The 24,618-nt window shown below is 44.8% G+C and carries 30 protein-coding genes and 1 other annotated feature; of the genes, 13 read left to right on the top strand and 17 right to left on the bottom strand.

All coding sequences use genetic code 11. The features are described from left to right. Positions 1–14: 14 nt before the first annotated feature. From ACFQ2J_RS08800 to ACFQ2J_RS08775, 6 genes are all read left to right on the top strand, one after another. The gene (locus ACFQ2J_RS08800; RefSeq protein ID WP_386058893.1) at positions 15–686 is read left to right on the top strand and encodes an SIMPL domain-containing protein; all 672 of its coding nucleotides are present in this window, start codon (positions 15–17) and stop codon (positions 684–686) included. 102 nt (positions 687–788) lie between these two features. Then, positions 789–2,024 carry an ABC transporter substrate-binding protein gene (locus tag ACFQ2J_RS08795; protein WP_386058890.1) on the top strand — a complete coding sequence of 412 codons (1,236 nt, stop codon included), beginning with the start codon at positions 789–791 and terminating at the stop codon, positions 2,022–2,024. Continuing rightward, complete coding sequence (locus ACFQ2J_RS08790; RefSeq protein ID WP_386058887.1) at positions 2,005–2,859, top strand: ABC transporter permease; 855 nt, start codon at positions 2,005–2,007, stop codon at positions 2,857–2,859. Before ACFQ2J_RS08795 ends, ACFQ2J_RS08790 begins: the two co-directional genes overlap by 20 nt. Positions 2,860–2,862: 3 nt before the next feature. Beyond that, positions 2,863–3,663, top strand: coding sequence for an ABC transporter permease (locus tag ACFQ2J_RS08785; protein ID WP_386058885.1), 801 nt, complete (start codon positions 2,863–2,865; stop codon positions 3,661–3,663). Between the two features lie 4 nt (positions 3,664–3,667). After that, entirely contained in the window at positions 3,668–4,651 is a 984-nt protein-coding gene (gene ccmA, locus ACFQ2J_RS08780; RefSeq protein WP_386058882.1) for a heme ABC exporter ATP-binding protein CcmA, read from the top strand. Next, complete coding sequence (locus tag ACFQ2J_RS08775) at positions 4,641–5,315, top strand: TVP38/TMEM64 family protein (RefSeq protein ID WP_386058880.1); 675 nt, start codon at positions 4,641–4,643, stop codon at positions 5,313–5,315. Before ccmA ends, ACFQ2J_RS08775 begins: the two co-directional genes overlap by 11 nt. Positions 5,316–5,340: 25 nt before the next feature. Here the strand turns inward: ACFQ2J_RS08775 and ACFQ2J_RS08770 are convergent, their stop codons facing one another. The 3 genes from ACFQ2J_RS08770 to ACFQ2J_RS08760 form a co-directional block, all read right to left on the bottom strand. Then, positions 5,341–6,429, bottom strand: a complete 1,089-nt coding sequence (locus ACFQ2J_RS08770) for an FAD-dependent oxidoreductase (protein WP_386058877.1) — start codon at positions 6,427–6,429, stop codon at positions 5,341–5,343. Between the two features lie 319 nt (positions 6,430–6,748). Further along, a complete protein-coding gene (locus ACFQ2J_RS08765; protein ID WP_386058874.1) occupies positions 6,749–7,066 on the bottom strand; it encodes a thioredoxin family protein in 318 nt (105 codons plus the stop codon). A gap of 68 nt (positions 7,067–7,134) precedes the next feature. Continuing rightward, the gene (locus ACFQ2J_RS08760; RefSeq protein ID WP_386058872.1) at positions 7,135–7,956 is read right to left on the bottom strand and encodes a DUF368 domain-containing protein; all 822 of its coding nucleotides are present in this window, start codon (positions 7,954–7,956) and stop codon (positions 7,135–7,137) included. A 193-nt stretch (positions 7,957–8,149) separates the two neighbouring features. Between ACFQ2J_RS08760 and ACFQ2J_RS08755 the strand changes: the two genes are divergently transcribed. Both ACFQ2J_RS08755 and ACFQ2J_RS08750 read left to right on the top strand, forming a co-directional pair. Continuing rightward, entirely contained in the window at positions 8,150–8,479 is a 330-nt protein-coding gene (locus tag ACFQ2J_RS08755; RefSeq protein WP_386058870.1) for a PadR family transcriptional regulator, read from the top strand. Next, positions 8,479–9,156, top strand: coding sequence for a DUF1129 family protein (locus tag ACFQ2J_RS08750; RefSeq protein ID WP_386058867.1), 678 nt, complete (start codon positions 8,479–8,481; stop codon positions 9,154–9,156). The genes ACFQ2J_RS08755 and ACFQ2J_RS08750 overlap by 1 nt, the downstream gene beginning before the upstream one ends. A 93-nt stretch (positions 9,157–9,249) precedes the next feature. Here the strand turns inward: ACFQ2J_RS08750 and ACFQ2J_RS08745 are convergent, their stop codons facing one another. The 8 genes from ACFQ2J_RS08745 to ACFQ2J_RS08710 form a co-directional block, all read right to left on the bottom strand. Continuing rightward, a complete protein-coding gene (locus ACFQ2J_RS08745) occupies positions 9,250–10,563 on the bottom strand; it encodes a DUF2254 domain-containing protein (RefSeq protein ID WP_386058864.1) in 1,314 nt (437 codons plus the stop codon). Positions 10,564–10,643: 80 nt separating this feature from the next. Then, positions 10,644–11,630 carry an SDR family oxidoreductase gene (locus tag ACFQ2J_RS08740; RefSeq protein WP_386058861.1) on the bottom strand — a complete coding sequence of 329 codons (987 nt, stop codon included), beginning with the start codon at positions 11,628–11,630 and terminating at the stop codon, positions 10,644–10,646. Continuing rightward, positions 11,627–12,190, bottom strand: a complete 564-nt coding sequence (locus tag ACFQ2J_RS08735) for a GNAT family N-acetyltransferase (RefSeq protein ID WP_386058858.1) — start codon at positions 12,188–12,190, stop codon at positions 11,627–11,629. The genes ACFQ2J_RS08740 and ACFQ2J_RS08735 overlap by 4 nt, the downstream gene beginning before the upstream one ends. An 11-nt stretch (positions 12,191–12,201) precedes the next feature. After that, positions 12,202–12,948 carry a kanamycin nucleotidyltransferase C-terminal domain-containing protein gene (locus ACFQ2J_RS08730; protein WP_386058855.1) on the bottom strand — a complete coding sequence of 249 codons (747 nt, stop codon included), beginning with the start codon at positions 12,946–12,948 and terminating at the stop codon, positions 12,202–12,204. After that, on the bottom strand, positions 12,948–13,874 hold the full coding sequence (locus ACFQ2J_RS08725; protein WP_386058852.1) for an aminoglycoside phosphotransferase family protein: 927 nt from the start codon (positions 13,872–13,874) through the stop codon (positions 12,948–12,950). Before ACFQ2J_RS08725 ends, ACFQ2J_RS08730 begins: the two co-directional genes overlap by 1 nt. A gap of 486 nt (positions 13,875–14,360) precedes the next feature. Continuing rightward, positions 14,361–15,041 carry a TraR/DksA C4-type zinc finger protein gene (locus ACFQ2J_RS08720; RefSeq protein WP_386058849.1) on the bottom strand — a complete coding sequence of 227 codons (681 nt, stop codon included), beginning with the start codon at positions 15,039–15,041 and terminating at the stop codon, positions 14,361–14,363. 67 nt (positions 15,042–15,108) lie between these two features. Beyond that, positions 15,109–16,110: a tryptophan--tRNA ligase gene (locus ACFQ2J_RS08715; protein WP_386058847.1), complete on the bottom strand. Its 1,002-nt coding sequence runs from the start codon at positions 16,108–16,110 to the stop codon at positions 15,109–15,111. A 48-nt stretch (positions 16,111–16,158) separates the two neighbouring features. Continuing rightward, positions 16,159–16,403: a binding site (T-box leader), on the bottom strand. Positions 16,404–16,447: 44 nt separating this feature from the next. Then, entirely contained in the window at positions 16,448–17,059 is a 612-nt protein-coding gene (locus ACFQ2J_RS08710; RefSeq protein ID WP_386058844.1) for a metal-dependent hydrolase, read from the bottom strand. Positions 17,060–17,248: 189 nt separating this feature from the next. Between ACFQ2J_RS08710 and ACFQ2J_RS08705 the strand changes: the two genes are divergently transcribed. The 3 genes from ACFQ2J_RS08705 (at position 17,249) to ACFQ2J_RS08695 (ending at position 19,560) form a co-directional block, all read left to right on the top strand. Further along, a complete protein-coding gene (locus ACFQ2J_RS08705; RefSeq protein ID WP_386058841.1) occupies positions 17,249–18,508 on the top strand; it encodes a helix-turn-helix domain-containing protein in 1,260 nt (419 codons plus the stop codon). Beyond that, positions 18,508–18,747, top strand: a complete 240-nt coding sequence (locus ACFQ2J_RS08700) for a hypothetical protein (RefSeq protein WP_386058838.1) — start codon at positions 18,508–18,510, stop codon at positions 18,745–18,747. Before ACFQ2J_RS08705 ends, ACFQ2J_RS08700 begins: the two co-directional genes overlap by 1 nt. Before the next feature lie 186 nt (positions 18,748–18,933). Then, positions 18,934–19,560 carry a hypothetical protein gene (locus ACFQ2J_RS08695; protein WP_386058836.1) on the top strand — a complete coding sequence of 209 codons (627 nt, stop codon included), beginning with the start codon at positions 18,934–18,936 and terminating at the stop codon, positions 19,558–19,560. A 45-nt stretch (positions 19,561–19,605) separates the two neighbouring features. Here ACFQ2J_RS08695 and ACFQ2J_RS08690 read toward each other — a convergent pair whose 3' ends face one another. The 4 genes from ACFQ2J_RS08690 to ACFQ2J_RS08675 all read right to left on the bottom strand — a co-directional run bounded on the left by ACFQ2J_RS08690 (position 19,606) and on the right by ACFQ2J_RS08675 (position 21,560). Further along, positions 19,606–20,244, bottom strand: coding sequence for a Type 1 glutamine amidotransferase-like domain-containing protein (locus ACFQ2J_RS08690; RefSeq protein WP_386058833.1), 639 nt, complete (start codon positions 20,242–20,244; stop codon positions 19,606–19,608). Between the two features lie 174 nt (positions 20,245–20,418). After that, positions 20,419–20,712 carry a hypothetical protein gene (locus ACFQ2J_RS08685; RefSeq protein ID WP_386058830.1) on the bottom strand — a complete coding sequence of 98 codons (294 nt, stop codon included), beginning with the start codon at positions 20,710–20,712 and terminating at the stop codon, positions 20,419–20,421. Between the two features lie 84 nt (positions 20,713–20,796). After that, positions 20,797–21,216: an organic hydroperoxide resistance protein gene (locus tag ACFQ2J_RS08680; protein ID WP_386058827.1), complete on the bottom strand. Its 420-nt coding sequence runs from the start codon at positions 21,214–21,216 to the stop codon at positions 20,797–20,799. A gap of 62 nt (positions 21,217–21,278) precedes the next feature. Then, positions 21,279–21,560 (bottom strand): YkvA family protein, encoded by a 282-nt coding sequence (locus ACFQ2J_RS08675; RefSeq protein WP_386058824.1) that lies wholly within the window; start codon positions 21,558–21,560, stop codon positions 21,279–21,281. Positions 21,561–21,732: 172 nt separating this feature from the next. Here ACFQ2J_RS08675 and ACFQ2J_RS08670 point away from each other — a divergent pair, with 172 nt between their 5' ends. Further along, positions 21,733–22,281, top strand: a complete 549-nt coding sequence (locus tag ACFQ2J_RS08670; RefSeq protein WP_386058821.1) for an NADPH-dependent FMN reductase — start codon at positions 21,733–21,735, stop codon at positions 22,279–22,281. Between the two features lie 36 nt (positions 22,282–22,317). On the opposite strand, the gene ACFQ2J_RS08665 is transcribed toward ACFQ2J_RS08670, so the two are convergent. Next, positions 22,318–22,932, bottom strand: a complete 615-nt coding sequence (locus tag ACFQ2J_RS08665) for a lytic transglycosylase domain-containing protein (protein WP_386058818.1) — start codon at positions 22,930–22,932, stop codon at positions 22,318–22,320. A gap of 148 nt (positions 22,933–23,080) precedes the next feature. Here ACFQ2J_RS08665 and ACFQ2J_RS08660 point away from each other — a divergent pair, with 148 nt between their 5' ends. Next, positions 23,081–23,353, top strand: a complete 273-nt coding sequence (locus ACFQ2J_RS08660; RefSeq protein ID WP_386058815.1) for a hypothetical protein — start codon at positions 23,081–23,083, stop codon at positions 23,351–23,353. 141 nt (positions 23,354–23,494) lie between these two features. Here ACFQ2J_RS08660 and ACFQ2J_RS08655 read toward each other — a convergent pair whose 3' ends face one another. After that, on the bottom strand, positions 23,495–24,610 hold the full coding sequence (locus ACFQ2J_RS08655) for a hypothetical protein (RefSeq protein WP_386058813.1): 1,116 nt from the start codon (positions 24,608–24,610) through the stop codon (positions 23,495–23,497). Between the last annotated feature and the right edge of the window lie 8 nt (positions 24,611–24,618).

Genomic DNA, 24,618 nt, shown 5'->3' with positions numbered 1-24,618 from the left:
ACAGGAGGTGGTGGATGATGTATATGCATCCGTATTACAGGAACACGGAGCCAACCACAAGTTGGACAATGAAGGTGTCGGGGAGAGGAATTGTAAAAGGAGAGCCTGATCAGGCGACCGTCACGCTTGGATTTCAAAATAAGGATATGAGTCTAAAGCAGGCCCAAGAGAAGAACAATCAAGTAATCCAGGCCATCATTGACGCGCTGACAAGGTTAGGTGTAGCACCTGAACAAATCCAGACTTCCGAGTATCGGATTTTTCCCGATTATGACTACAAAGAAGGTGAGCAAGTGTTTACCGGCTACCAGGTAAATAATATCCTCACTCTTACCCTTGATGACCTATCAATGATTGGAGCTGTCATTGATACAGCTACCTCGAATGGTGCGAACCTCGTCAGGGATGTGACTTTTTCTATCCAGGACATCGATGCCTACTATAATGCTGCACTCCAGCAGGCACTCCAGCAGGCAGTATCGAAAGCGCAGACGATTGCCCAATCACTCCAAGTCAACTTGAATGCGGTACCGATTAGAATAATAGAGTCGACCGCTGCGGAGCAGCCTATTCCCTTCGCCAAGTCGTCGATGGTGCTTGCGGCTGAATCCTCGCCTACCCCCATCGAAAAAGGACAGCTTACCATTGAAGCTAACATAGTGGCAACCTATCAATACTTCAACTGACACATTACAGAACCTTATAATTTTCAATCCATGCTGGATATTTGTATGATAGATTACAACAAACATTAAAATTTCATGTAGCATCAATCCAGGGGGACCTTTATGAAAAAGTCTATACTTACACTCGTTATAAGCTCATTTGCACTCCTATTATCCGCATGTGGAGGAGCTTCAGATTCTTCCAACGAAGACTGGAAAAATCAGAGTTGGGAAGAAACGGTTTCTTCTGCTGAAAACACGAAAGTGTACCTGTATATGTGGGGCGGTGATGAGGGAATCAACCAGTACATCGATGAATGGGCGGTCCCTGAATTGGAGGCTCAATACAACATCGAGCTTGAGCGGGTCCCGATGAACACAGAAGAGATACTACAAAAACTCGTTACAGAGAAGCGCGCAGATAAACAGGAAGGGACCATCGATATCATTTGGATCAATGGTGAAAACTTCAAAAATGCAAAAGAAAATGGATTGCTGGCAGGTCCCTTTGTGGAGCGCCTGCCTAATTTCAATGATTACTATGATACCGATTCGCCCGCGTTGACGACCGATTTCGGAACATACGTTGAAGGAATGGAAGCGCCGTGGGGCAAGGTGCAATTTGTTTTTCATTATGATTCAGCCAAAATGGATACCCCTCCAGCTTCTTTCAATGAATTGAAGCAATGGATAAAAGAAAATCCAGGTGAATTCACGTATCCGAACCCGGATGATTTCACCGGAAATGCTTTTCTTCGTCACATTCTTTATGCGAATGCAGAACAACCAGCAGATATTTATGATCAGCCATTGGAAGATACCAAAGACACCGATGCGTTTCAGGAAACATGGAGTTACTTAAAGGAGATCGCCCCTGATTTATGGAGGAAAGGCGAGCATTACCCGAATTCATTGACAGAGCTTGACCGACTGTATAGCCAGGGCGAGGTTTGGATGACGATGGGGTACAATGAGGCAAGAGCGGAATCATTGATTGAACAAGGAATTTTTCCGGAAACGACGGAAGCTTTCGTTATGGAACCTGGATCGATCGGTAACACCCATTTCCTAGCGATCCCATTCAATAGTCCAAATAAGGCTGGAGCAATGGCAGCAATAAACTTCTTCCTCTCTCCTGAAGCACAGACCGCGAAATTGAAGCCGGAATATTGGGGAGAAAACACTCCACTCAGTATTGATAAACTGAATGATCAGCAGCGGGAGGAACTTGAAAACATCGATCGCGGAGAAAGTGTATTGTCCTCTGAACGACTGGAGGAAAGCTTCCTGCCCGAGACATCATCCGACTATGTACCGTATTTGAAGGAGCAATGGTTCCGTGAAATTGTTGAAAAGTAGAACGCTATGGCTGTTGATTCCGGGGATGATCTTTCTCATCCTCCCTTTCTATGGAATGTTAGCGGCAGTAAAAGAGAGTTTTTTCAGCCTTGAAGGCTGGACGATTGAACATTATGGTAGTCTATTCGAATCTTCCCGTTTTCTTTCATCTCTCGGCTTCAGCATTCGTACAGCTTTGATTGCTACGATTCTTTCGCTGTTATTAGGGCTGTTGCTTACAAAAGCGTTCCATAAATATCTCGACAATTACAGAAGCAGACTTTCGGTTTGGCTGCCGATGCTTTTCCCTCACTTTGTCTGGGGATATATCGTCATTCTGCTATTATCTGAAACCGGCTGGCTGGCAAAGGCTGCATTTGAATTGGGAATGATCCAAGCTCCCACAGACTTTCCAATCTGGACGAGGGATGATGCCGGAGTCGGAATCATTCTCACTTATGTATGGAAGGAAGTCCCGTTTGTCATCCTGATGCTCTATCCAGTTTACGCAAGCATCCCTTCCTCCTATAAGGACCTTGTCGCGACGCTTGGCGGCGGGAATTGGCATGTATTCAAAACGGTGGAATGGAGAGCGATCTTTCCGGCTTTCATTGAGACCGGAATCATCATTTTCGCATTCACACTTACTGCTTATGAAGTACCATATCTACTTGGTACCACATTTCCTGAGATGATCAGTGTGTTGAGCTATCAGTGGTTCTATGGAGGTGGCTGGGAAGAACGACCGATGGCATTTGCTGCCATGATAGTGATCAGCGCCATGATCGGGTTCCTTGCATGGCTCAGTTATCGCATTACCATTCGATCCCGCTTCCATTCGATGAAAGGAAACTAGCCTATGCCTTCGAAATTTCAACGCCCGATTTTTTGGTTGATCATTATATGTTTCTTTATTTTCCCTATATTTGCACTGGTATTTCAAAGCTTTACACCAGTCTGGCGCTTCGGGGAACCTGTCCCGCTCGACTTTCGCTTAGATAGCTGGGACATTCTATTCCAGGATGAGCGCTGGATCAGCGCCACCTTCTGGTCTGTTTTCATCAGTCTTTGGATCATTCTAATCAACCTCGCAATCGGAATGCTGACTGGTAAAGCGATGGCTTTCTCCAATTTTAAAGGGAAAGCACTTCTGGAAGCATTGTTCTTGGCACCTGTCCTTCTTCCAGTGCTGGCGATCGCCATGGGACTACATCTGATGATGATTCGCCTCGGACTCGCGGATACCTGGATTGGCGTAATGCTGATCCACCTTGTGCCGACCATCCCTTACAGCATCAAAATTTTCACAAATGCTTACCAGCAAATGGGAGAAAAGCTGATTGAACAGGCATCCATGCTAGGTGCAACCAGCTTTCGTTCCTGGCTGACCATCGAATTGCCAATGTTGAAACCGCCGATTCGAAGTGTGATTTTCCTGACTATGGTAATCAGTTTGAGCCAGTATGCAATCACCTCAATCATTGGCGGCGGTCAGGTCATCACGCTTGCGATGGTGTTCTTTCCGTATTTAGATACTGCCAACGGCTCACTGCTTGCAGCGTTCTCTTTATGGTTCGCGCTGCTGCCGTTTCTTCTCTATGCATGCTTGGAAGCACTAATGAAACTCTTACCTTATCAAACCATCCGTTGGAGGAAATAGCCTGATGACACAATCATTCTTTGAGGCCAGCAAGATAACGAAAAAATTTGACCAGGATGTGATTTTCTCCGAGTTGGACTTTTCCATTGGAGAAGGCGAAATTCTCAGCATTGTCGGTCCTTCCGGAAGCGGAAAAACGACCCTTCTCCGCTGTATCGCAGGGTTGGACATGCTTACTTCCGGGGAAATCGCCATCAATACTAAGCGAGTAGATACGGAAAAAGTGCACCGCCGTCCTGTCGGCTATGTTTTTCAACAGCCGCTTATGTTCCCTCATATGACGGTAGCTGAAAATATCAATTACGGAACGAAACTGAAAAAGACCCGATCAAGGGCTGAGGAATTGTTAAAGGCAATTGACCTTGAAGGGTATGGCGATAAATACCCTTATCAGCTTTCCGGTGGGGAACAGCAGCGGGTTGCCCTTGCCAGAGCTTTGGCGGTGGAGCCTGACCTTTTACTGCTGGATGAACCTTTCAGCAGTCTGGATCCTAAGCTCAGAAAGGGCCTGCGGATATGGATGAAGGATTTTTTGAAGCAGCAAGGTATGACGAGCATCTTCGTTACGCACGACCATGAAGAAGCGATGATGATGGGCGATCGCATGGGAATTTTCAATGATGGGAAGTTCCATCAGCTGGATCATCCGGAAGCTTTATATCATGAACCAGCTGATGAGTTTGTCGCGGAGTTCATCGGAGGTCAGCTGATTTTGGACAATAAGCAGTATGTGCCCCTTCAATCCTGCAGGCTGCTTCATGATGAAAGTGACAACGAGCAGAAAGATCAGATGTACAAAGGGGAAGTGCGTTACATTACCATCCAGAACAATATCCGGTTTGCCAGCGTGTATCTGACAACCCTCGATCGTCTCATAACACTCCCAGTTACTGAAAGCGTGGGCGAGCACCAGCGTGTAACCGTCACTTTTCCACAGTCTGCTGTTCGTTTATTCGGAGAAAAAGCAGGTGCACGAAATGAAGCTTAAAGTGATTCTACGGTCCCTCTTGTTTCTGACGGTATTCATCGGCATAGCCTGGTATGCAAGAAGCCAATTCGATGTGTCCGCCGAACAAATCAGAAGCTATATTCTATCCTTCGGCATCTGGGGTCCACTTGTATTCATGTTTCTGTATACAATCGGGCCAATTGTCGTCTTTCCCACCTCCATCCTGTCGCTTGGTGCTGCCTATGCGTATGGAATCTGGCCGGGAATGCCTTATATCATCGTAGGTGCTACCGGTGCTGCCATCACAGGCTACGTGATGGGTAGATTTTTCGGAGATTCTGTAGTGAAGTTCGGGGAATTCAAATGGTCCGAAACGATTTACGAGCGGATGAAGGAGCGTGGATTCTTCTATGTCCTGATTTTAAGATTGATTCCCGTCATTGGATTTGACATCCTCAGTTATTCTGCCGGTGTGACAAGAGTCAATTTCCGTGCATTCATCCCCGCTACCGTAATCGGGATGATTCCCGGCACTTTCGTCTACAGCTTCCTTGGTTCAAGTCTGGCTACCGGAAACCGGACAATGATCATGTCGGCCATTGGATTGTTTATTGCCATGCTGCTTGTTACGTTCATCTTTCGAAAACAGGTTAAGAAACTGCTAGGCTTAGATGAAAAAGGAGAGGACCGCTCTGACAAATAGAGCAATCCTCTCCTTTCCTATACACTTAAAATTTGAATTCATCCATGAATGCCTGGTCGATTTTATTCTTGATTTTCCACGCTTGTTTGCCATGCATGCTGAACGCACCATAAACGAGGAACCCTTCCTGGAACCCTGTAGAAAGGATATAGAGGTAGCGCGCTTGTGGTTCAAATGTTTCGAGGTCATCCTGTTTATTGATGTATTTCCGGATGTTTCCCCAGAGTACAGGACCCTGTCTTACCGCGTAAACCCCGTTCTTAGGAAGATCCCGGTGGTCTTTGAGCGTGGCACAATCTCCTGCGGCAAATATATACGGATACCCTTCCACCTGCAAGGTCCCTTCTACGGATACAAACCCATGTTCATCCAAAGGTAATGCTGACTTTTCGAAAATGGGCGGAGCTACCGGACCACCAAGCCAAAGCACTCCAGTATGGCGGACTTTATTATTCCGGTCTGTCCTGACGTGATCTTCATGGACCTCAACAGCCCGTTCATGGTCCCACACCTGTACACCGCTTTTTTTCAGTAGCCGCTTCAATTTCAGGGAAGTAAGCTTCGGTTCAGATGAAAGCACATCCTCACTACTGATCAATCTAACGGTACCTTCAAGGTTATTCCTCCGCTTATATGCCCGAATGGATAAAGCAAGCTCCGTCCCTGCCGCGCCCCCTCCTACTATCAACGGAAAACGGCTCTCACGCAATGAATCAATATGGTCAATGAACGTGTAGTTCGGCTTGATTGAATGGACAGCATCCTGCGTCAGTTCCTGAGGTACATTCTTAGAGCCGATATCGAAGCTGATCACATCAAAAGGATAGACAGAACCATCCGCACATACCAGTTTCTTCTCAGCCGTTTTCAATAATACGGCGGTCTTTTCGATGAAGCGTATGCCAGCACGTGCACAGAGCTGCTTCAAATCGATGCGGATCTGCTCTTTCGTATAAATGCCTTCTGTATATCCAGAAAACATCCCGGAGTAATATTGATAGGAAGACGGGGAAATCAAAAGCACTTCGATGTGTGCGGGCCGTTCTTCCATAATGGATTGGACCGCTTTCAAGTGCGCATGTCCTCCACCTACTAAGATCACTCTTGATCCCATATCCACCCTTCCTTTCGATTCAGCATTGATAAACGATATTATTCATGATCGAATATGGTCCAGGAATTCACTCGCTTTCCGCGGACGAACGATCAAGCCTCCTCGCTACGCTGCGGGGTCTCGCCTCGTCCGTTTTTCCGCAGGAGTCTTATGAATTCCCTCCCCACATTACCCAATACGTGTAATCGTTTATCGAAACTGTATTCATTTTTTAACTATCATTCAGAAAGAAAATAGTTATTAAAAAAGATGCCTCAAATGGTCGCCTCTATAAGGAGCGACCTAGATCATATGAGACATCCAATCATTTCAATGTATCTTAAAGACTTTTCTGCAGGAATTCCTGCACTTCTTCTGGTGTTTTTGCATAGGCACTGTGCAAGTGCGCAATTTTTTCACCTTTTTGGAAAACGAGAATACTTGGGATGCCCATCACCTCGTAACGGTCTGCCACATCGGGAAGCTCGTCGCGGTTGATATCGAACCAAGCGTAGTCTTTATATTCCTCCAGGATTTCTCCGATAAACATATCCATCCGACGGCAGTCCGGGCACCAGTCTGCATGGAATTTGACGATCACTGGTTTCTCTCCTGCAATTATTTCATTGAATGTTTCGTACGTTTTAATGGATTCCATTTTGTCCAATCCCCTTTCGTGATGATTCCTTCATCTATGATAATAGCTTCGAGCGTTTTTGTCTTTTCTTACGATTGCTTATATTCCACTCTTCCTAATAGATAAGCTGCCAACAAGCCACCTGCGAAGCAGAGAATCCCCGCAATCATCAATCCGACACTATCCGGCCAACCTGGAAAGATGACAAATACAGATCCGACAACGAGACCGATGATGACGGCAAATGTGCCCGTCGTGTAATTTTCCAAAAAGAAACGGACGACCTTACTCATCAGGATGATTCCTAAAATGATCCCGATACCAACCACTGCAATGACGTCGAATTTGAACTCCTCAATCCCATGTGTAACCGTTGTGTACACCCCGATGATCAAGAGGATGAACGAGCCACTGATACCCGGTAGAATCATCGCACTGCTGGCAATGAATCCTGCAGCAAACAACAACAGATACGTACTTAATGTAAAGTCGGTCATCGGTTCTGTCTCACCTGCTTGGAAAAACACCATCGAAGCGACAATAACTGCACCAATTAATAACAGCACATAGTGTTTCATTCGGAACTTATGCTTCATGTCCCCTTTATGCGCTAAGTACGGCAACACGCCAATGATCAATCCGAGGAAAAAGAACTTCGTCGGTCCTGGATAATTTTCAAACAGCCAATTGATCACCCTGCTCAGGAGAACAATCGAAGTGACAATCCCTAACCCTAACGGAAGCAGGAACTTCAGATGTTTCTTCCACTCCCGGCTGAAAAATCCGTTGATCGATTCGATCAGCTGATCATAGATCCCCAATACGACCGCGATGGTTCCACCACTGACACCTGGTACGACGTCACTTGCCCCCATCAGCATGCCGCGGTAAATATTTTTCCACTCAAACATTCCGGTTTTCTCCTTTTTAAGCCAATTTGAATCATGTCTACTATTTTACCAAAACATTCGCTTTTCGAATAATGATAAAAGGCTATTGTCAAAAATGTAAAAATCAGTTAATATGACTTTAGCTATCTTGTTAAACAAGTTAGCTTTATAAAGACTTGGTATCTTGTATTACAAAATAGTGAGGAGTTATCTCATGTCACTAAGAAGTCAATTATTGAAAGGGATTCTCGAGGGCTGCATCCTTGCCATCATCCATTCGGAAACAGTATATGGGTATGAGTTGTCCATCCGCCTGCAGCAGTATGGACTGAACGATGTCAGTGAAGGCTCGATCTATCCTATTCTGTTACGACTGCAAAAAGAAGGACTGATTCAAGGAGAGATGAAAGTTTCCCCCAACGGTCCAAAACGTAAATATTACACCATGACAGACGCAGGTTATGACGCTTATGAGATATTCCAGAAAGAATGGAGCAGCATCAAAAAGCCGGTAGATAAATTGATCGACAGGGGGAACGTGTGATGAATGCGAAGGACTTGATCCATGAGAACAATAAGAAAAGGAAGCTGCTGACTGAAGAAAATGAGGAGTACTACTCGAACATGATGCTCTATATCCGTACCGACATCATGAAATCAGAACAGCAGGTGGAAGAACTGTTGATGGAATTGCTCGATCACCTACTTGAGGCGCAGGAGGAAGGGCGTTCGGCAGAGGATGTATTCGGGGATGATCCGAAAGCCTACTGTAAAGAAATGCTTAAACAGCTACCCAAAGAAACAGGAAAGAGCTTAGGGATCTTCCTGCTGTACTTAGGATTTATCGGCCTTGGGTGGATGGCGATTGCAAAAGGAACGATTGAAACGATCGGAAGCTTTTTCATCGATATTGATCAGGAGTTTTATGTAGTCAGCTCTTTGATCACCGTACTTGTTTATAGTCTCGGAATGGCTCTTGTCGTCGTTTTCCTGTTGAAATGGATCCAGTACACGACGTTCAAAGAAATGAATAAATGGATCAGCTATGGAGTGCCTGCTCTTGTAGGATCTCTCGGAATGCTCGTGTTTGTTTCTGCTCCCCGCATCATTCCGCAAATGGGTTTTGTGATTGAAGCAGGAGGCGTCCTGTTTCTAGTTGCAGGGGTGCTGATGGTGGTCACTTCCAAGCTCATGAACAAAAAATACCGTCTGACGGAATGATTTTATTGATAGAAGCTAAAAAAATGAGAGGACCAAACCATCTGATATGGTTTGGTCCTTTCACTTTTCTATAGCATATTTTATATCTAATCATTACATTGAAACTGTTTTATTACATGCTGCGGCTAGTTTTTCTACTTGTTTCTTGAAGTAGATGTAGTCGAGGCTATTAGGGTCTACATGAAATGCTTCCCTCATGTAATCGCTGAAACTCCATACATCTTCTTTGACATCCTCACCATTGACTGTAGCAACTTTATACAAAGCCTCTAGTACCCCATTCATTACGGAAATGTCATCACTTCCGTAAATACGGATTTGGTAAAAGCTCTTGTACAGGTATTCCCTGAAAGGCTTTGGCTCCATGATCAGTCTTAACTGATCGTCATCACAAGCATAATAACGGTTCGGAACATAGTGCCTTCCTAACTCCGACAGCAGGAAACCTATTCGGTTGATACAGTTGATAGCGGTATGGGGATCATTGATGCTAGGAGAGATAGCTTTGACAGAGATTTCGACCAGCTTTTGAATCGAGAACTCAATGTCCTGGTTATCGACTCGTTCGTTACCGATCAGAAGATATTCCTGACATTTCTCTTCTGCTTCCATCTCTCTGCTGCACCAGCACTTGAAGATCGGCATTCCTTCCTGAATATAATCACCGATGTCAAATTCCGCTTCAAGAACTGCTCCTTCTTCTTTCGCCCATTGAATGAGATTCTTCAATTGAAGCTGCTGGATATACCCCGTCTCATTGGCCAGGATGACCTGAGGATCCTCACGCTTCAATGCGGTGATTTCCTCTTCATCCCACTCCGTCTTTTCTTGAAAGTCCCGCTTAGAGAAAGTTCCTCTAATGATTTTCGTTGTTCTATATCTTATTTGACCAATCAGATTATTTACTTGAACGAACCTGGAAGAGTGATGGATAAACAAGATGAAAAAGGCCAGACAGACGATAGAAACGACCACAGTGAAAAACGGACTTACCATCAACCGTTTTTTATCTTCAGTCAACAGCAGCAGATTGAGTAATGCAAAGATGAAACTGAAGGAATAGACTCCCAACACGTGCTGGGTCATCCGGTTTTTCATGAAATCCTGCAGCGTCCTTGGTGAAAACTGGGTCGTGTAGGTGGTCAAAACGACCATGATTGTTGAAAAACTGATGGTCGTCATCGTAAGAATTGCTGTAATCAGTGCGCTGTATAATGATTTTGCAATATCCTGGTTTGTGAGCACGATGTCAGGGACGACATTCTGAATGACTGGCAGCAGTAAGAAGTCAACGATTGTGACCAGAACTACAGCCAGAACGGAAATCACTCCGTACACCGCTGGTAAAAACCAGAAGCTGTCTTTCATCGATACCCACATTCTTGTGGAATTTGAAGCTGGTTTCATGTTGTTTCCTCTCTTTCCTTTTTGCCTATCCCCTTCCATCTTGCCTTTCTTTGCCGTTCATAAACTAGAACAATTTGGAACTATCTGAGCGTTCTCAGTAATTCCCTCTCCTGGTCTGCATCCAAGCCTGCTTTTGTCATTTCTCTGCCCGTCTCTTCCAGCCAAGCTTTCGTGTCTTCGATCGTTTCCAGCAATGGACGGAACTTAAGCCCTTTTTTTCGTGCACTTTGATTATCGACAAGGAAATAGCCATGCGGAGACTGCTCACTTTTCGGAATCCATAAAGGGATATCTACAAACGGTCTTACATCTGTCTTCAGCAATTTCTCCGGGTCTACTTTGACTTCTGTAACATTGGAAGAGGAAGCTTTCTTAAGCGATTCCAGAAAATCGTTCCATGACGGACTTTCGTCATATCCGGTGGCATTGTACGTCCCAGTCTCTCCAGATTCTGCAAGAGCGATCATCCATGAAGCTAAATCTCGCACATCAATGACCTGAATCGGCTGGTCCTGTAAGTCCGGCACAAGTATTTCTCCACCTCGATTGTAGCGATCGACCCAATAGGAGAAGCGGTCGGTTGGATCATTTGGTCCGACAATCAAACCTGGACGCACAACGGTAAGCTGGCCCGGTGAAAGGATTTCCTGAAGACGGCGTTCACATTCGAACTTCATCGGACCATAGGTTCCCCCGGTTACCTCTTCAGTAGTCGCATCCCACTCCCCTTTAGGGTAGTCTTCACTTAAATATTTCTCCTTATAATCCTTGTAGACAGAGATGGTAGAAACGAACACATACTTCTTTACATGGTCTTTCAGCAGCTTTGCAGATTGTTCAACGATACGCGGCACATAGCCAGTGGTATCAATGACGACATCCCACTGACGTCCTTCAAGACTTTTCAGTTTATCATCCCTGTCTCCGATAAGTTTCTCCACTTCAGGAAATAGGTCATTGTTCGTCTTCCCTCGATTGAATAAGGTTACTTCGTGTCCTCTTTCAAGCGCTTGCTCTACAATATGCCTACCTACGAATACCGTGCCACCAAGAATCAAAACCTTCATTTTACCCCTCCATTCGGATTGATCAAGCCAAAGTAATGCTCATCCCAAAACCGGTCACGGAAATAATAGCGGTCCGTCAATGACCCTTCATGTGTGAAGTTCAGTTTCCGCAATAGCTGTTTGGATGGCTCATTGTTGCCAAGGACAATTCCTTCGATACGATGAAACCCGAAGCCTTCGAATCCATAATAAATTATGGCGTGTAACGCTTCCTTCATATAGCCTTTTCTCCAAAGCGAAGGGTTAATTTCATAGCCTACTTCCCCCCGTTTTTTATGTTCATCAAGACGGTGAAATCCGCATGTTCCGATGCACTTTCCCGACTTTTTATCGACAATTGCCCATCGAATCGATTTGCCCGCTTCAAGATTTGTCTGCATCCGTTCGATTAGCTGATTCGTATCTTCGACCGTTTCATGAACATGCATACCGTAATACTCCATCGCTTCCTTGTTGCCGAATGTTTCGAACATACTTTCCGCATCATCTGGACACACTTCCCTCAGCATCAACCGTTCGGTCTCCAATTCAGGAAAAGGATAGAATGTTTTTTCTTCCATAAAACTACCTCCTAGATTGAGTGCAATGCATCATCTTTTACAGTTATCTCTTTCTGTTCCGCCCACTTCGTGAACGCACGCCACAGCTTTTCTGTAGCTTGAGTCGCATCCCCTTCATACAGCTCCCCGATTAACTGACCGTAATCCTGCGGGGTATCTGCCAGCTGCGTGCTTTCGATCACCATTCGTTTCGCAGATGGGAATTGATGTCGATTCGCAAGGCCGACAGTTATCGCCGCCCAATAGCCGATTGAGGCTATTTCCTGATGGAGTGCAATCGTCTCATCTGATCTCAACGTGAAAATCTTGTACACATGTTCATACAAGTCCATCAGCGCTTCATAAATCAATGCCATAAAATCCGCTTCCGAAACAGCATGTTTGTTTATCCTGCGAAGCTCATGGTATAGAAAACCTGGATCGTAAAGTACTTCCGACTCGGAAAACCCATCTCCGCTCACCGGCCACTCGTAGTCGATCGTAGCAGCATCCTCACGCACACGCTCCAATGAGTTATAACTGATGCCTGTGAACAACCCTTGATAAAAAAAGGCATGCCACCTGTGATAAGATTTCCGGTCCAGCACCACCTGCAGTTCCAAATCGGAATAAGCATGATCCAGCCGCTTCGCTGTAGACCCTTCCACTGCCACTGCAAGCAACTCTTCTCCGTATGTATCTTTCAATTTTTCCAAGATAGCGTAAGCGGCATCATACCGCTGAGCATTTGTAAAGCGGCTTGGTTTCCATTCAGTCATCACATTTCACCTGCGTCATATTCGGCATACCATTTTGGCATACAGCGTTTAAAATGATCGTGATCTTCCAATATTCTCGACAAGCGCGTGTAGGAATGTTCAATTTGGTCCTGTGAAAACCTTGTTGACCAAACGATATCAGCAGCGAAGGTCATAGCTGCGTACAACGCATAGTAATCCCAGAAATCTTCAGGTACTTCATCATCAAAGTATCCATGCACCTGCCCCACGCAAAAAGGTACGCTTATATTCCTTGAGAATAATGCCATCTTATAAAACTCGTGATACGGATCTTCCCAGTCGAATCGATCAAAGTCGATGACCGCTTCTAGGCCTTGAGAAGAGACCATCAGATTGCAGGGATGGAAATCATCATGGTTGAAGACGAGAGGTCTATTCTTAAGTAAATGTTTATGTTGTTGTACAAATGCATCGACGCTTTTCAAGTCGAGACGGACATCTTTCAAATCCTTAACGGCAAGCATGTAATTATCATATTTATTCATCCGGTAGGATTCCCATGTCTCGGAGGCATGTTCCAAAGGGACCGTGTTTATTTTGCGCAGCGCCCTTCCCGCTTGCACACCGACGTTGTACTGCTGTTCTTCTGTCATTTCAGGTAATGCATCTTCGCCGTCTTTACCGTCGATGTATTCAAAGCATTGAACACAGTACGGAGCTTCATCGAACGTATAGAAGAAGATCGGTTCTGGTACTGGCACTCCCATCGCTTTGAAGTTTTTCATATGGGTGAATTCTTCTTGTTTTCGTGTTGCGTATTCTTTGGAGCATAGTTTAATGAAGTAACGTTCGCCATCAGCTAGTTGGAGGCGGTACTTTTCATCTGGTGAGAAGCCTTTGTTTATGTATGTCAATTCTTCGATCGGGCTCTCCCATAGCTTTTGCAGTAGTGCTTTTACGTCCATATACAACCCCTTTCGACATGACCTTCCATACTATTTCTATCTTTTCCACGCAATTTCCTCTATTGCAGAAATTCGCTAGATGATGTTCTTGGTTCGTCCCTAAAAAAGAGTCAGGGGGGCGAGGGAAACTGCTCGCTTTCCTGCGGGGGACCTGGCGAGCTTCCTCGGGCTACAAGCCCTGTGGGATCTCGCCTAGATCCTTCTCCCGCGGGAGTCTCACAGTTCGTCCGATTGATAAGAGGACACGAACCTTATTCAAGATCTCCCTCTGTACCCCTAGACAAAAGAAGGTCCAGCAAATAACGATGCTTTTTAATTATTTTTAAGTGGGTTGGTTGGAAAATGGCGAGACTCCCGCGGGAATGGATTGACTGGCAAGACCCCACAGAGCGATAGCTCGAGGAGGCTTGCCGTCATCCCCGCAGGAAAGCGAGTCATTTTCCAACCAACCCAAGCATCCTCATTAAAAAGGAAAAAGAGCAGCGGTTATTGCTGCTCTTCTTCGTCGATGTTTTCCTGTTCGTGCATGTACTGATCATATTGGACGTTGCGTTGAAATTGGACGTTGGCATCGCCGGTGTAGCCCTCTATATCTGTTGATACGAAGCCTTCGTATTCCTCTGCATAACCCATTCCATCCTGATTATCGATGTTGGAGGAAGCATCGTAGGTCATGCTGCTTTCGTTAAAAGATGCTACTTGATCATATGCATTCTGCTCATTGTATTCCGTCTCTTCACTATTAGTCGCATAATTTTCTTCCAAGTCATGCAACACGTACTCTTCGATCGGACGGTCTTCGGAGCGCTGCTGATTCGGAGATGCTTCTTTTATCGTACGGGCTGTCGGTAAAGCCTTCAGTCGACTCATCGGAATTTCATCACCGGTCACTTCACAGATGCCGTACGTTCCCGCATCCATCTGTTTCAATGAATATTCAATATCCGAAAGTTCTTCCTTCAAATGGCCTCGAAGTGCCAGGTCTTTTTCTCTTTCATACAGTTCTGTTCCAGAATCGGCTGGGTGATTGTCGTATTGGGATAGCTCCCCGGACGACGTATCACTGGCAAAGCCACGGTTGAACCCGTAACCATCGTTCTGATTCAATTCATGTTCGATCTCCTGCTTTCTTTCTTTCAACTGCTTTCTCAGGCGTTTATATTTCATGTGCAATTCCTCCCTAAAAGTCCTTTAGGGATAGTTTGACCAGAGAACGGACTTTTACCACCGACGTTTATAAGAGACCAATGCGCTCTTTTACGATTTCCATCTGCCTGCGTGCAATAGGCTTCGCTTTTTCCGCTCCTTCACGTAATAATTGATCGATTTTCTGCTTATTCTCCAGTAATTCATGGTAGGTTTTCCGTGGGCCGGCAAGCGTACGGTTCATGACGTTAAACAATTCCTTTTTCACTTCTCCATAACCGATTCCATCAGCGAAAGCCTGCTGCATCTGTTCTGTTTCCTCAGGCGCTGCGAATGATTGGTACAGACTGAATAATATCGAGTCTTCCGTTGCTTTTGGTTCATTAGGCGGAGTGGAATCTGTAACGATACGCTTCACGCGTTTTTCCAATTCTTTTTCATCGATGAAAAGGGGGATGGTATTGCCGTAGCTTTTACTCATCTTCCTTCCATCCAACCCTGGAATCACCGCTGTTTCCTTACTGACGATCGCATCTGGCAGCTTGAATGTGTCTCCGTAATAGCGATTGAAGGACTGTGCTATATCCCGCGCCATTTCGATGTGCTGGATATTATCTTTTCCAACGGGAACTTCATCCGACTGGAACAACAGAATATCAGCTGCCATCATGACTGGATAGTTGAACAGCCCCATATTGACGCCTGTATCCTCATCAAGGTCTTTCCCTTTATTTTCATCCATTTTCGCCTTATATGCATGAGCACGATTCAATAGTCCTTTATTGGTGACAGAGCCGAGAATCCATTGAAGCTCCACCAATTCTGTGATGTCGGATTGTTTGTAGAACAGTGAGCGGGACGGATCTAGTCCGAGCGCCAGCCAAGTTGCTGCCACCTCATAAGTCAACTGCTTCAATTCCTTTCCATTATGGATCGAATTCAATGCATGCAGATCAGCGATGAAGTATAAGGTTTGACGGTCATCGTCTTTAGTAAGATCGAGTGCAGGTTTGATTGCACCGATATAATTCCCCACATGCGGGGTTCCTGTCGGCTTTACGCCTGTGATGGTCTTTCGCTTCAATGTCATTCACTCCTGTCTTTTGAAAATTAGAAATAAAAAAAGCCCCCGTCCTAAAATAAGGACGGGAACTCCCGTGGTGCCACCTTCATTCGCGCACCAATCCATAGTGCACGCACTTCATCTATAGCAATCACTATAGCCTCCCTTATATCGGTGGGAACTCCGTCATTCCTACTCTGTCAGCATTTCGGAATGATCGCTCGGAAGTCCATTCACTGCCCGTTCCTGCTGATTTGCACCAACCATCAGCTCTCTGCTCAGGTTTGCGGACACCTACTCCTCTTCTTCATCGCGGAATATGGAATTGTTCTAATATTATCCAATATTCGTAAATCCGTCAATCTTAAAAAATCTCTTTCACTAAATACCATACATTCCAAATCATCAACGCAATGACGATTCCCCTCTCCGTCAAAGACCCTGTCCTGAACGTAAAGAAGAAGCGGTAATACCTTTTCGAAAGCGGATAGAAAAGCGGGATCCCTTTCTTTGTCACGAAATCCCCTACAAAATGCGATAAGGCACCTGCCAGGAGTCCATACATGAAAAACCACGGAACACCAAGCCCCTCTACTATAATCGTGCTGTACAGGAATAAGACAGCAAGAAACAACAGCGAGTGGGTCATTTTCCTGTGGCCACGGATCATGACCAGAATCGGAATCATCAATACGACGAATATTTTCAAATCCTCACGATACGTATCGAGGAGATCCGGAAAGAAAAGATAAACGAGCAGCGTAACGAAGAAAAATAAGATGAGCATCCGCCAGAACTTGCTTCCAAGTCTCGACGTCGGTGTATCGATATCCGGCAGCAATGAGCCGAACAAAACAAATACGAAAAACAAAACGATATCCAGTGTATGTACGGGTACAATTCCGAAAGTTTGCATTACCGTGACGGCAATCAATCCAAATGTGAAGCCTAATACTTGATGACCTGATGCTAACATGAAAACCTTCCCTCATTTAAAAATAATACGAATCTGGTTACAAGCTTACCGAAAATACGTTCCCCTGTAAAGATGCGCTGGTCATGGGAAGAGAGCCATTGGGAGGCTTTACACTACTTTTGTCGAAAAACAGACAGTATACCTGTATTTTTGATATACTATTTAAAACTATAGGGGAGGTTGTTTCCTTTGAAAGGGTTGCTTATTCGTCAGGAGCGTTTGAAGCAGCAGATGACTCAGGAAGACCTTGCTTTCGGTGTGTGTTCCGTCTCCTATTTAAGTAAAATCGAACATGATTCCATCAAGCCAAGTGAAGAGATTTATCATTTGTTAGGGGAACGTCTTGGTTTGGACATGTCCTCCGTCAATGACACCTTTGACAATGCCATCTATGACCGGCTCCACATGTGGCATGACTCCATCAAAAACCGGGATTCAGCGATGCATGATTTATACCAATCGCTTACCAAATCCATGCAGAATCATTACCACATCGACTTGACCAACCTTTATTTGATCTTCGAATTCCGTTATTCCTTTACGATCCAAATGGAAAAAGACAAACTCTCCAATAAACTGAAGCTGCTGCAAAGTGTATATGAATATGCAAACCTTCAGTACAAATTCTTCTACCATAAAATCATCGGCATCTACCATCTGTCTGAAAGTGAATTGAAAAAGGGGCTCTCCCATTTCAAACAGGCAAATGCACTGCTATCCGAGCTGCCAATGGATGACAGTGAACTTTCCTATTATATCGCGCTTGTTTACAGCAGACTCGATTCCTATGCAGAGTCCATCATCTACACCCAAAAAGCGATCGACAACTATCAAAACTCTCTTAACTATTCGAAGGTGATTGATTGTTACCTATTGATGGCGATCAATTACAGTCTGTTGAGGATTTTTGATGTGGCTCAGGAATATCTTGATAAGATACTCCTTTCGGCAGGGGACTATTTGACTAACAAAATGAGAGGAAAGGTATACCATAATATGGGGTATTCCTGCATAAATAATAATAAATACGAAGAAGGGTTGGAATATTTGAATATCGCTCTTCGAATAAAAAAGAAAGAAAAGCTTGCCACACATCCTACCATCTATTTGATCGCACTAGCGCATTTTTCAAACAGCAACAGTAAGAAAGCAGAGAAGTTCGCAGAAGAAGGAGCAAAGCAAGCATTGGAAGCACAGGATACCAAGTATCAATACAGCTTTGCAATGCTCGTCGAACAGATTCACGGCACACACCTATCCGAAAGTTTCATTGAGAAATTGGTAGATGAGATCATCCCATTTTTCAAAATGAGTGATGAGCGGACAGAGTATATCCAGGCTTTAAGGCTATTGGGGGAAATCTATTACGAGAATAAAAAATATAAATCATCTTCCCAATGCTTTAAAATAGCAAGCCACATCAATCTTTACGGAAAGGAGGAACAATGATGAGAAAGGTGTTTGCTGCACTGGTACTTGCCATTCTTTTTGCAGGAGCGGGGTTTGCTGCCGACTATGCGAACCATGCGGATTATCCTGACTGGAACATCATCGCAAACCATGCGGACTATCCGGACTGGGATATAAAATTCATGGCGAATCATGCAGATTACCCTGATTGGGATACAAAATCCTTCAAATCCTTGGCAAATCACGCAGATTACCCAGATTGGAAGCTGAAGGCTTGATTCTCCCTTTTACCTTACAACCGTCTGGAAGGGGGCGGTTTTTTCTTGTGTGCACTTCATGGTTGACCTTTCTCAACCTTTGAGTGAAATCAGCATTTTTCTCCCTTTCTCCCCATCGGCTTTCCCAATAACGGCCCTGCCTGGATGTGGTATATTATGGGTATACCATACAAGGAGGTTAAAAAAATGAAGCGTGTGACATTTCTTCTGATTGTCGGATTAGGGACAGGCATATTGTCTGGATTGTCACTCCATGTCTCTCACGCAGATACCCCGTCAACGAGCAGCGACCACCAGTCTGTGGATGCCTCATATGATGCCACTGATCACTCCCAGGATTCCAGACATCTCATCACCTCTGAAGAACCGATCGAAACACCGAAGCGCTACAACCTGAAATTTCTCCAAGTGCAAGTAGACAAGTACGGACGATCCTACTTCATCTACGAGCAGCTCTCTGAAAGTTCCACAACACCCTCCCAGCAATTCTACGAACCCCATTCCCAGAAAAAGACATCCACTACAATCCCGGAACAAACAGACCTGATGCTCGAAATCCTTGGTGATGACGACTATTTCCGTCTATTGGAAAAAGGTGAGCCAGGCACGTTCACCTTTATACTGATTGTACTGACAAGTTATGTTTTCAAACTTCACCGTCTTCCAGCCAGTCTGCTCGCCTATATCATCAAGCATGCGCCAAAGGAAGACAAGCAAGTGAAATCCCACGCTCTGCAAATGATGTGGATAAGCAGTGTCCTCTGTCTGTTGATTACGTTATATGTAGCAAATAAGGTGTTCACACTGTTTTGATTCGGTCAGAGAAAATTTCATCATCCCTCCGAACCTTAAAGGGTTCTATTTTTTTGTATAATTCAATGTGGTGGTTTTCCCGAAATGTTCCATATAACTTCCATCGATGATGATTCCACCTCCGTCTTCGCAGGCAATGACCGGTTGAGCAAACTGATGGACGGCTTGTGTTTCTTCGGCCGTACCCTGCCAGTGAGGATAAAAATGGAAATCAACGAGGTTCAGAGCTTCATTATTATCCAGCGTGGAAGTATGAACATATTTCGCATCGACGAGTTCAGCAATTTCGATAGAGGATGCCATCACCATCGCCCCGGCACTAAGACCGATCAGTACCCCGCCATTCTCCACATAGGATCGCAACCACTCGAGCATATCCCTTTTTTGAAGACAAGCAAGGAAATGAAACGTGTTCCCGCCAGAAAGAAAAATCGCATCACATTTTTCCAATTCAGATAGCAGACATGGATCAAATTCCTGATCGACATCCATATAGACATAGGAAGTAACGCCGATGCGTTCGAAATTGCGTTTCATCGGCTGAAAGTAACGGCGCTCCGGATCAGTCTGGGAAGGTATGTAGCCTAATACTGGTGCAGACTTCCCGATCAGCTTGCTGATTTTTTCTTCTCCACCGTCGTGAAGTGGCTGCTTCCAATCACTTAAAAGTACAAGCCTTTTCATATGGATCCACCTTTACAGAAGTTATTTGAACAACTTTATGGTTTTTTCGTACAACTTTTGAATTTATTCGAACAACTTTCATAAGCTTTCGTATAACTTTGCTGCTTTTCTATACAACTCTCCAATTTTTCTAAATAAAAAGAACCTCGGCAGATGAATGGTCGAGGTTCTTCTTCATGGTCGGATCAATTTGAATTTCGGCCCTTCAATCGAGGACTTGCCTTCGAGCACGACGTCCTCGGTCAGATGGAGGATGCGCCTGTCGATGGCCGTGGGGATCGAATTTAGATTCAGAAGTTCATCATCTGCGTGCGGATCTGCAAGCGCCAGCCCTAGCTGTGGCTCACCTTGCTCATATCCGGAAAAATAGACACGGACACAACCCGCTTCAAGATCATGCAGCAATTCATCGAGTAAATCCCGAGCCTCATCTGTGATGTGCATCATGCCATCTCTCCTTTCACCCAACCTATCACATCATTTGGAAAAAAGGAAATGAATACCCTTTGTGCACCTTCAATAAAAAATCCCCCATCAAGTGGGGGATCCGCTTTATACTGCTTTCGGTTTCAATTCGACGTCCACGTTCCCTCTTGTCGCTTTAGAATAAGGACAAACCTGATGGGCCGCTTGTGCAAGTTCCTCGGCTTCTTCCTGTGATACACCCTTCACTTCAATGTTCAGGACGACGCCGATTTTGAAGCCGTTGTCCTCCGGGTCTTTCATGAAGCTTACATCTGCTGTCGTAGTGGACTCGATGTCTTTTTTCTTCTTTTTAGCCACAAGGTTCAATGCACCGTCGTAGCATGCAGAGTAGGTAGCTGCGAATAACTGTTCAGGGTTCGTCCCTTTTTCGTCTGTATCATCTGTCGGCATGACCAGGTTCATATCGATGAGACCATCATCGGATTTTACATGGCCGTTACGTCCATTTTGTGCAGTAGCACTTGATGTAAATAGTACTTCGCTCACTCTCATCACTCCTCATTCTATACTTGACTCACGTTACTATATGTTCCTCTATCTTTGCATTTTTAAACGTTTAGAAACCCATGTTTTTCCTTCAAATGCTCTGGTGCCATCTTGACGATCTGCTGCAGGACAAGTGTAAATACAGTCAAATCATCCAGAATTCCGAAGAAAGCGAGGAAATCAGGGATCAAATCGAGTGGCAGTAGAAAATATCCGACGATGAACAGCACGGAAATTATTTTTTTGCGGTTCTTCACTTCTCTTGAAAGGAAGAAATCCTTCAGGAAGGGGATGGATTTTCTTATATTAAAGATGAACTTAAGGCGTCTCCAGAATCGCCACATCACACATTCTCCTTTTCGTCATACTATAGGTACTATTCCCATTTTCACAACGATTCGAACACGCGGTGTTCATTCGTTGCGAATCGGCCTGCTTTCGTTTAACATTGTCAATGGATTGAATAATTATTGGCATTTACTATCGGATCATAGCTAAAAGGAGCTGAATAAGGGAATGAAAATCGTATTATTGAACGGTACCATTGTTGGTAATAAAACGAAAGTACTATTGGAAGAAACAGAAAAACATATCAAGGAAATCACTGACGAGCACGAAACAAGCATCGTGAACCTTGAAGATTACGAGTTGCAGTTCATCGATGGCCGCCCTGCCGATCAATACAATGATGACATGCAAAAATTGATCAAGGAAGTCGAAGAAGCTGATGCTTATATCATCGCGACACCGATTTTCCAAGGGTCCATTCCAGGAACATTGAAGAACCTTTTCGATGGGATTTCTCCACGCGCGATGCGCAACAAGCCGGTATCCATCGTAGCAAATGGCGGGACGCTGCAGCATCACCTTGTTATCGAAAACCAACTGAAGCCGATCCTGAATTACTTCCGTTGTCTAGTGACTCCGAACTATGTTTACACTCATACGAATCATTTCTCTACGCAGGGAGAGCTGATCGACGAGGATGTCATCAACCGATTGAAAACATTGGCGAACGTATTTACAAAATACATGGAAATGAGCAAAAACTTAGAGTCTGAATAACGGAAAAGAGCGTGCCCAAGCAGCACGCTCTTTTTTCTATCCTAAAATCTTTTTTACATAGTTCTGCGTTTCTTCAAATGGCGGGATGCCCGCGTACTTATCGACATTACCCGGTCCAGCGTTATACGCTGCCAGTGCCAGACGTGTATCGCCTTGATAACGATCCAGCATCTGCTTCAAGTATTTTGTTCCGCCCATGATGTTCTGCTCCGGATCAAATGCATCCGTAACGCCCAGCCCCCGTGCTGTTCCCGGCATCAGCTGCATCAGTCCCTGCGCACCTGCATGGCTGACGACGGTGGAATCGAAATTCGACTCTGCATGGATGACCGAACGGATTAGCTCCTCATCCACCCCGAATTGTTCAGCTGCTTTCTTGATGATAGGATTCAATTCTTCCGGGCTTGCTTTCACTGCCACCGGCTTGATGTCATTTATGTATTGGATGTTCAATGGCTGGCTTTGAAAAGCATTCATGGTGTTAAGCGGTAACGTGCTGCTTTTATCCTGCCCAGTCTGGGACATCGCTGCTTCGAGCACACTTTGAAAAGCCATATCCATCAGCCCGGTCGCAAATGTATCTCTTTGACCACCCTGCATGGAGCTCATTGCCTGCAATTGCATCATATACTGCATGTTTTTAATATCCATGACCGCACCTACTTTTTTCTTGTTACTTTGATTTTACAGGATTCTACAATAATGAACAATACGAAAAAGCAGCACCCCTGTTTTGAAACCTTCCTGAGAGTCACATCGTCTGATTCATAAGAGAAGCATACAAAGGAGGAGATTGCTGGTGCGATGGTTTCTTTCCATACTGTTGTTCATTTTAGCGGGGTTGTTGATTGAAAAAGGGATGGATTTGGCCGCTTTGGGAACGGACGTGGATGGAGATGGAATCGGTGTCTATTTCCTTGGGGCTGAAATAAATGACCGTGTACCGGAGAGCAAGATTCCGCATTACGCCATCCAGTTTTACGTTGCCGGTGGTGCGGCGACTGCTATCGGTATGCTGATGATACTCAGTAAGTTCATTCCTTTCTTGAAATTGAAGCCGATAGAAAAATGATCCCTGGTGAGGGATCATTTTTTGTGTGTTCGCTCATAAATCTGATTTTTCGCTTATAAAAATAGAATTTCGCCCATATACCCATGGTTTTCGCTCACAAAATCAGAATTCCGCTCATAAATCCAAATTTCCGCCCACAAATCAAACTTCCGCATGCCGCCTCGCCATCACCAACTTATACAGCCCAGCGAACAACACAAAGCAGCTGACAAGAATAATGACTGCGAGCCCCAGCCCCGTCAACGCAAAACTCCCAATCTCATAGACTCTGAAACTCTGGAATAGTGCATCTACTTTCAACAGGTAAGGAAGCGTAAACGGATAAATGGCATCAAGCCATCCAGGATATCCATTCGGTCCATATTCGTTGAAAAGCATTTCTGCAAAAAGAAGGGGCAAACCAAACAGAAACCCGCCAGCGATAAAGCTGACGAATGAGGATCGCACCACGCTTGAGAGCAGTACAAACATCACCGACAGAGCAAGGGACGCTCCCCACATGAGCATCACCTGAACTACGTGATACTCAAGAAATGTGTAGGAATACGGGGAGTTGATGAATTTGAAAAAATATTGGAAAGGTACTTCCCAGCCTTCAAGCCCCTTATCCCAATAACTCAGTCTAGTATATTCTGTGACCCAGCCCATCAGGACAATCAGCCATAGAATCAGTGTTGCGTAAATGACGGCACTCCACAATTTTGCAGTGGCTAGTTTATTCCTGCCATATTTGCTGGAAAGAACGTAGGCACTTACATGATGTGCATCATCCCTGCTTACCATCGCGTGCAAACCGAGCAGTAAAAACCCCGCAAGGAAGATGAACCCTTCAACCGCTAAGAAATCGATGATGTTTTGTGGAACGTCGTGCTGATTCCAATACATCACATCAACCTCTTCACGCATGTCTTTTTCAAGTTCCAAAGCTGCTGTTTTACCTTGCCTTGCTGATAATTTTTCCTCAATGGTCAGCAGGCGTTCGTCCTGACTAGATTGGATGATGCCTGCATAAGCAAAGTTTTCGTAAATCGAATTTTCCGGAGAGAAGCCAGAACTTTCCGTACCATTTGTTGCTCTGGATAATTCCTGTTCACTGATTGTCCCTTTCAATTGAGAAGCCTTTTCCTGGAACTCTTCCGATAACTGTTCCGCATTCCATAAGCTGCTGATTTGAAGGAGTAAAATCAAAAAAAGTAATATATACAGGCTTTTCTGCCTGAAGATATGGGATAGCTCCCATTTGATCAAATGGAACATTGGTGCAC

Origin of the sequence: Thalassobacillus hwangdonensis, assembly GCF_042675915.1 — a bacterium.
Classification (GTDB): domain Bacteria; phylum Bacillota; class Bacilli; order Bacillales; family Halobacillaceae; genus Thalassobacillus_A; species Thalassobacillus_A hwangdonensis.
Note: the sequence above shows the minus strand (reverse complement) of the source record. Positions and strands in the feature narration are given on the sequence as shown.

Excerpts from the sequence above, each read along its gene's own strand:
- ACFQ2J_RS08730 (WP_386058855.1), bottom strand. The coding sequence starts at position 12,948 with ATGACTGAATGGAAACCAAGCCGCTTTACAAATGCTCAGCGGTATGAT.
- ACFQ2J_RS08655 (WP_386058813.1), bottom strand. The coding sequence starts at position 24,610 with ATGTTCCATTTGATCAAATGGGAGCTATCCCATATCTTCAGGCAGAAA.
- ACFQ2J_RS08760 (WP_386058872.1), bottom strand. The coding sequence starts at position 7,956 with ATGTTTGAGTGGAAAAATATTTACCGCGGCATGCTGATGGGGGCAAGT.
- ACFQ2J_RS08775 (WP_386058880.1), top strand. The coding sequence starts at position 4,641 with ATGAAGCTTAAAGTGATTCTACGGTCCCTCTTGTTTCTGACGGTATTC.
- ACFQ2J_RS08770 (WP_386058877.1), bottom strand. The coding sequence starts at position 6,429 with ATGGGATCAAGAGTGATCTTAGTAGGTGGAGGACATGCGCACTTGAAA.
- ccmA (WP_386058882.1), top strand. The coding sequence starts at position 3,668 with ATGACACAATCATTCTTTGAGGCCAGCAAGATAACGAAAAAATTTGAC.
- ACFQ2J_RS08695 (WP_386058836.1), top strand. The coding sequence starts at position 18,934 with ATGAAGCGTGTGACATTTCTTCTGATTGTCGGATTAGGGACAGGCATA.
- ACFQ2J_RS08755 (WP_386058870.1), top strand. The coding sequence starts at position 8,150 with ATGTCACTAAGAAGTCAATTATTGAAAGGGATTCTCGAGGGCTGCATC.
- ACFQ2J_RS08665 (WP_386058818.1), bottom strand. The coding sequence starts at position 22,932 with ATGGATATTAAAAACATGCAGTATATGATGCAATTGCAGGCAATGAGC.
- ACFQ2J_RS08675 (WP_386058824.1), bottom strand. The coding sequence starts at position 21,560 with ATGTGGCGATTCTGGAGACGCCTTAAGTTCATCTTTAATATAAGAAAA.
- ACFQ2J_RS08795 (WP_386058890.1), top strand. The coding sequence starts at position 789 with ATGAAAAAGTCTATACTTACACTCGTTATAAGCTCATTTGCACTCCTA.
- ACFQ2J_RS08670 (WP_386058821.1), top strand. The coding sequence starts at position 21,733 with ATGAAAATCGTATTATTGAACGGTACCATTGTTGGTAATAAAACGAAA.
- ACFQ2J_RS08735 (WP_386058858.1), bottom strand. The coding sequence starts at position 12,190 with ATGGAAGAAAAAACATTCTATCCTTTTCCTGAATTGGAGACCGAACGG.
- ACFQ2J_RS08745 (WP_386058864.1), bottom strand. The coding sequence starts at position 10,563 with ATGAAACCAGCTTCAAATTCCACAAGAATGTGGGTATCGATGAAAGAC.
- ACFQ2J_RS08785 (WP_386058885.1), top strand. The coding sequence starts at position 2,863 with ATGCCTTCGAAATTTCAACGCCCGATTTTTTGGTTGATCATTATATGT.
- ACFQ2J_RS08750 (WP_386058867.1), top strand. The coding sequence starts at position 8,479 with ATGAATGCGAAGGACTTGATCCATGAGAACAATAAGAAAAGGAAGCTG.
- ACFQ2J_RS08710 (WP_386058844.1), bottom strand. The coding sequence starts at position 17,059 with ATGTTAGCATCAGGTCATCAAGTATTAGGCTTCACATTTGGATTGATT.
- ACFQ2J_RS08725 (WP_386058852.1), bottom strand. The coding sequence starts at position 13,874 with ATGGACGTAAAAGCACTACTGCAAAAGCTATGGGAGAGCCCGATCGAA.
- ACFQ2J_RS08715 (WP_386058847.1), bottom strand. The coding sequence starts at position 16,110 with ATGACATTGAAGCGAAAGACCATCACAGGCGTAAAGCCGACAGGAACC.
- ACFQ2J_RS08800 (WP_386058893.1), top strand. The coding sequence starts at position 15 with ATGATGTATATGCATCCGTATTACAGGAACACGGAGCCAACCACAAGT.
- ACFQ2J_RS08720 (WP_386058849.1), bottom strand. The coding sequence starts at position 15,041 with ATGAAATATAAACGCCTGAGAAAGCAGTTGAAAGAAAGAAAGCAGGAG.
- ACFQ2J_RS08690 (WP_386058833.1), bottom strand. The coding sequence starts at position 20,244 with ATGAAAAGGCTTGTACTTTTAAGTGATTGGAAGCAGCCACTTCACGAC.
- ACFQ2J_RS08765 (WP_386058874.1), bottom strand. The coding sequence starts at position 7,066 with ATGGAATCCATTAAAACGTACGAAACATTCAATGAAATAATTGCAGGA.
- ACFQ2J_RS08700 (WP_386058838.1), top strand. The coding sequence starts at position 18,508 with ATGAGAAAGGTGTTTGCTGCACTGGTACTTGCCATTCTTTTTGCAGGA.
- ACFQ2J_RS08740 (WP_386058861.1), bottom strand. The coding sequence starts at position 11,630 with ATGAAGGTTTTGATTCTTGGTGGCACGGTATTCGTAGGTAGGCATATT.